The following is a 4,395-nucleotide window of genomic DNA, read 5'->3' on the forward strand; positions in this document are numbered from 1 at the left end:
GGCCAGGCGAAGAGAAGAAGCAGGATCCGGGCACTCGGCAACTGCCAACGGGAGCATCTTGCCGGTGAACGTGCCAAAGCATTCGATCGCAGCAAACGGCAGTGTTGCGTTCTCTCCCGAGAGCTCAAAGAGCAGCTTCATCCTGATCAGATGGCACCCGGGCGCTCAAATAGGTGCGCAAGAAAAGAATGTAAGATGAAGATCGGGGATTATTTCTTCCCCTTCTTCTTCCCCATGATACCGGAGAAAAAGCCGCCGACTCCGCCACCCTTTCCTTCCAGCTCGATGATCTTCTGGTACAGTTCTTTCTGCTCGCTGCTGACTGATTTCGGGATGACGATCTTCACCCGGACAAGGAGGTCGCCTGGTTTTCCGCGTCTTTTTACACCTTCGCCAGCAATTTTCAGGGCTGTGTTGTACTGTACGCCGGCAGGGATTTTGAGATCAATGTGGCGTTTGTCGATGGTCTCGATCTCAACATCCGTCCCAAGGACTGCCTGAGCAGGTGAGACTTCAATGACGGTCTCAAGATTGTCTCCCGAACGGACAAAGCGTTCGTGAGGCATGACATAAACTTCAAGGAACAGGTCGCCGTTTGGTGCCCCGTAATCCCCGGCTTCGCCGTACCCCTCCATGCGGAGCCGCATACCGCTGTCAATACCGGCCGGGATGTGGACGGAAACTTTTCGCTTGACCCGGTTATGACCGGATCCATGACATTCGTGACAGGTCTTCTCCGGGATCTTTCCCCGGCCCCCGCACTGGGTACAGGTTGACATCCGGACAAACTGACCAAACGGGGAGTTGGTTGCCTGCCGCATCTGGCCGCTCCCGCCGCAGCGCGGGCAGACGTTCAGCCGTTTTGTCTCGCTTCCGGAACCGCTGCAGGCAGCACACGGCTCTGAGTGCATCACCTCAATCTCCCGGTCCATGCCGGCAACAGCGTCCTCAAGCCGGATCTGGATCCCCATCAGGAGATCGGCACCGGGCTGCGGCCCGGACCTCCGCTGACCGCCCCCGCCAAAGAAATCGAAGATATCCCCAAAGCCGGAGAAATCTGAGTAGAACCCGCCGTTCCCAAAACCGCCCCCTCCACCGGTGTAGGAGCCTTTCGACGCATTGGTGAAGGTCTCGTGACCCATGTTGTCGTACTGGGCCTTTTTCTGGTTATCGGAAAGGACACTGTAGGCCTCGTTGATCTTCTTGAACTTCTCCTCTGCGCCAGGCTCCTTGCAGACATCGGGGTGGTATTTGCGGGCAAGGTTGCGGTAGGCTTTCTTGATCTCCTTCTCGTCAGCATTCCGCGGGACACCTAAGGTGTCGTAGTAGTCGCCCGCACTCATTTATGGATCACTTCACTCGTCTTTTACTTTATAATCTGCGTTGACCACGTTGTCATCGTTTTTGGGCTCCTGCCCGGAAGCCTGGCCGGCCCCGCCTGCTGCTCCGCCGGCCTGCTGCTGGGCAGCTGCCTGCTGTTCGGCCTGCATCTTCTGGTAGATCTTGGTGGTTGCAGCATAGACAGCCTCGGTCAGCGACTCCATTGCCTTCTTGATGGCCTCAAGATCTTCACCGGGCAGGACCTTCCTGACTTCAGCAATGCCCTCTTCGATTTTTGTCTTGTCCGCGGTCTCGAGCTTGTCGCCGCTCTCCTTCAACATCTTCTCGGCAGTGAAGACCGCGGTATCAGCCTGGTTCCTGAGCTCGATCTCCTCGCGTTTCTTCTTGTCGTCGGCCTCGAACTGTTTTGCCGCATCCATGGCCTTCTTGATGTCCTCTTCGGAGAGCTTGCGGTCACCCTTGATGGAGATGGCCTGCTGGTTGCCGGTGCCCATGTCCTTTGCCGAGACATGGATGATACCGTTCGAATCAATGTCGAACGTAACCTCGATCTGCGGGATCCCGCGGGGTGCCGGAGGGATGCCGGTCAGCTGGAACCGGCCGAGCGTGAAGTTGTCCTTTGCAAGCGCACGCTCGCCCTGCACTACATGAATCTCGACACTGGTCTGGCCGTCGGCTGCCGTGGAGAAGATCTGGCTCTTCCGTGTCGGGATGGTCGTGTTCCGCTCAATGAGCTTGGTGGCAATGCCGCCCAGGGTCTCAATACCGAGCGTGAGCGGGGTGACGTCCAATAGGACGATGTCCTTTGCCTCACCGGTAAGGACCGCCCCCTGGATCCCGGCACCGAGCGCAACACATTCATCGGGATTGATTCCCTTGTCGGGTTCCTTGCCAAGGAGCTTCTTGACCGTCTCCTGCACGAGCGGGACGCGGGTCGAGCCCCCGACAAGCAGGACATGGTCGATGTCTTTGGGCTCCAGCTTGGCATCGGAGAGCGCCTGCTTTACCGGGCCCATAGTGGACTCGACCAGGTCGCTGATCAGTTGTTCGAGTTTTGCCCGTGTGAGATCGATGTTGAGGAACTTGGGGCCGCTTGCGTCAGTGGTGATATAGGGGAGGTTAATGTTGGTGGTCTGGCGCTGGGAGAGTTCGATCTTGGCATTCTCCGATGCATCCCGCAGGCGCTGCATGGCATAGGGATCGTTCCGGAGGTCGATACCTTCCTTTTTCTTGAACTCCTCCACAAGATAGTCCTGGACCAGCTTGTCGAAGTCGTCTCCGCCCAGGTGGTTGTTGCCTGCCGTGGACTTGACCTCGAAAACTCCGTCGCCAAGTGTCAGAATCGAGACGTCGAAGGTCCCACCGCCAAGGTCGTACACGAGGATCGTTGCATCGGCTTCTTTGTCAATGCCATACGCGAGAGCGCTTGCTGTCGGTTCGTTGATGATACGGAGCACTTCAAGGCCCGCGATCTGGCCGGCATCCTTTGTTGCCTGGCGCTGGGCATCATTGAAGTACGCGGGAACAGTAATGACGGCTTTTGAGATCTTCTCGCCAAGGTAGGCCTCTGCATCGATCTTGAGTTTCTGCAGGACCATGGCGGAAATCTCCTGGGGAGTATATCCCTTGCCGTCAATGGTTACCTTCTCGCTCGTGCCCATCTTGCGCTTGATGGACTGGATTGTCCGCTGGGGGTTGGTCACCGCCTGCCGTTTGGCGAGGCTGCCGACAAGACGTTCGCCATCTTTCGTGAACGCGACAACTGAAGCAGTCGTTCGCCCGCCTTCGGAGTTAGGAATGACAATGGGTTTTCCCGCCTCCATGATCGACATACACGAATACGTTGTTCCCAGATCAATTCCCAGAACCTTCTCATTTGCCATGGTTTTTACGCCTCCTTGTGGTTGTTCTCTTTTCCTTTGGATACTGCTACTTTTGCATACCTGATAACTTTGTCATGCATCCGGTACCCTCGGCTGACTTCGTCGATAACGGTTCCGGTGCCGGCGTCCGAGGGCACATGGGCAATCGCCTCATGCTCCCCCGGGTTGAACGATTTGTTGAGCGACTCTATGGGACAGACCCCGTGGCGCTGCAGCTGGGCAGACAGGAGCTGCTGGATCCGGGCAACTCCCTCGCGGAGGTGTGAATCGTCTGATTTCAGTGCCCGTTCGATGTTGTCGGCAACTTCGAGGATGTCACAGGCAAACCTCTCGTTTGCAAGGGCAATAGTCTGGACCCGGTCCCGCTCGCTGCGTTTTTTGTAATTCTCAAAATCCGCTGCAAGACGCAGGAAACGGTCATTCAGTTCTGCGTACGCTTTCTTCTGCTCATCAGCGTCCGCACTTCCGGATGCCGGGATATCCGCATTCTGTGCGGTCATATCCGGGGTGTCCTGTACCGGGGGCTCCTGCCCGTTCTCTGCATTGCTCATAGTCCATCCCTTCGATGTTCCAATATCTATTGCATTGTGGTTCTATATAAATTTTGAGTAAGTGGATGTCACGCAACCTGCAATTATTGGTCTGTTTCAGGAACTGGGTTCGAAATTCGCGTGAAATGATGATTGGAGGCAGCAGGATTATCAGATTAAAGGGAAAAATTGCCCGAATTGCCGGTATTGACATACCCTAAGGCAAGATTCTGCCGGTGAGCCGCACAACCATAGGATAGAACAGTAAGTTCCCCTCCACACCTTTTTTCTCCCCTCCTGCCCATAGTTATGACCATGAAGTGGGCACTGCTTTCAGTCTGGGATAAGACCGGGATTGTGGATCTGGCACGGGAACTTGCCGGGCAGAAATACAATATCATGAGTTCCGGGGGAACCGGCAAAGCGCTTGCCGCTGCCGGTATCCGCTTCACGGAAGTCTCCAGTTATACCGGCTTTCCGGAGATGATGGACGGCAGGGTCAAGACCCTCCACCCAAAGGTCCATGGCGGACTTCTTGGGAGGGGACAGATCGATGATGCGGTTATGGCAAAGCATGGTATCAACCGGATCGACCTGCTTGTTGTCAACCTCTATCCGTTCGAGGCAATGTCGGAAAAGGA

At 56.0% G+C, this 4,395-nt stretch carries 3 protein-coding genes and 1 pseudogene; 1 reads left to right on the forward strand and 3 read right to left on the reverse strand.

All coding sequences use genetic code 11. From position 1 onward, the window contains the following. Nucleotides 1–209: 209 nt before the first annotated feature. Genes dnaJ through CW742_RS07845 form a run of 3 tightly spaced genes read right to left on the reverse strand, consistent with a single transcriptional unit; the run spans nt 210 to nt 3,775 of the window. Nucleotides 210–1,343, reverse strand: a complete 1,134-nt coding sequence (dnaJ, locus tag CW742_RS07835; RefSeq protein ID WP_292418794.1) for a molecular chaperone DnaJ — start codon at nt 1,341–1,343, stop codon at nt 210–212. Nucleotides 1,344–1,355: 12 nt separating this feature from the next. Next, the gene (gene dnaK, locus CW742_RS07840) at nt 1,356–3,224 is read right to left on the reverse strand and encodes a molecular chaperone DnaK (protein WP_292418797.1); all 1,869 of its coding nucleotides are present in this window, start codon (nt 3,222–3,224) and stop codon (nt 1,356–1,358) included. 5 nt (nt 3,225–3,229) lie between these two features. Beyond that, the gene (locus CW742_RS07845; RefSeq protein WP_292418800.1) at nt 3,230–3,775 is read right to left on the reverse strand and encodes a nucleotide exchange factor GrpE; all 546 of its coding nucleotides are present in this window, start codon (nt 3,773–3,775) and stop codon (nt 3,230–3,232) included. 294 nt (nt 3,776–4,069) lie between these two features. Between CW742_RS07845 and purH the strand changes: the two are divergent. Next, nucleotides 4,070–4,395, forward strand: a pseudogene (gene purH / locus CW742_RS07850) (bifunctional phosphoribosylaminoimidazolecarboxamide formyltransferase/IMP cyclohydrolase); the annotation flags it as partial.

The organism is Methanoregula sp., from assembly GCF_002835825.1.
Lineage (GTDB): Archaea > Halobacteriota > Methanomicrobia > Methanomicrobiales > Methanospirillaceae > Methanoregula.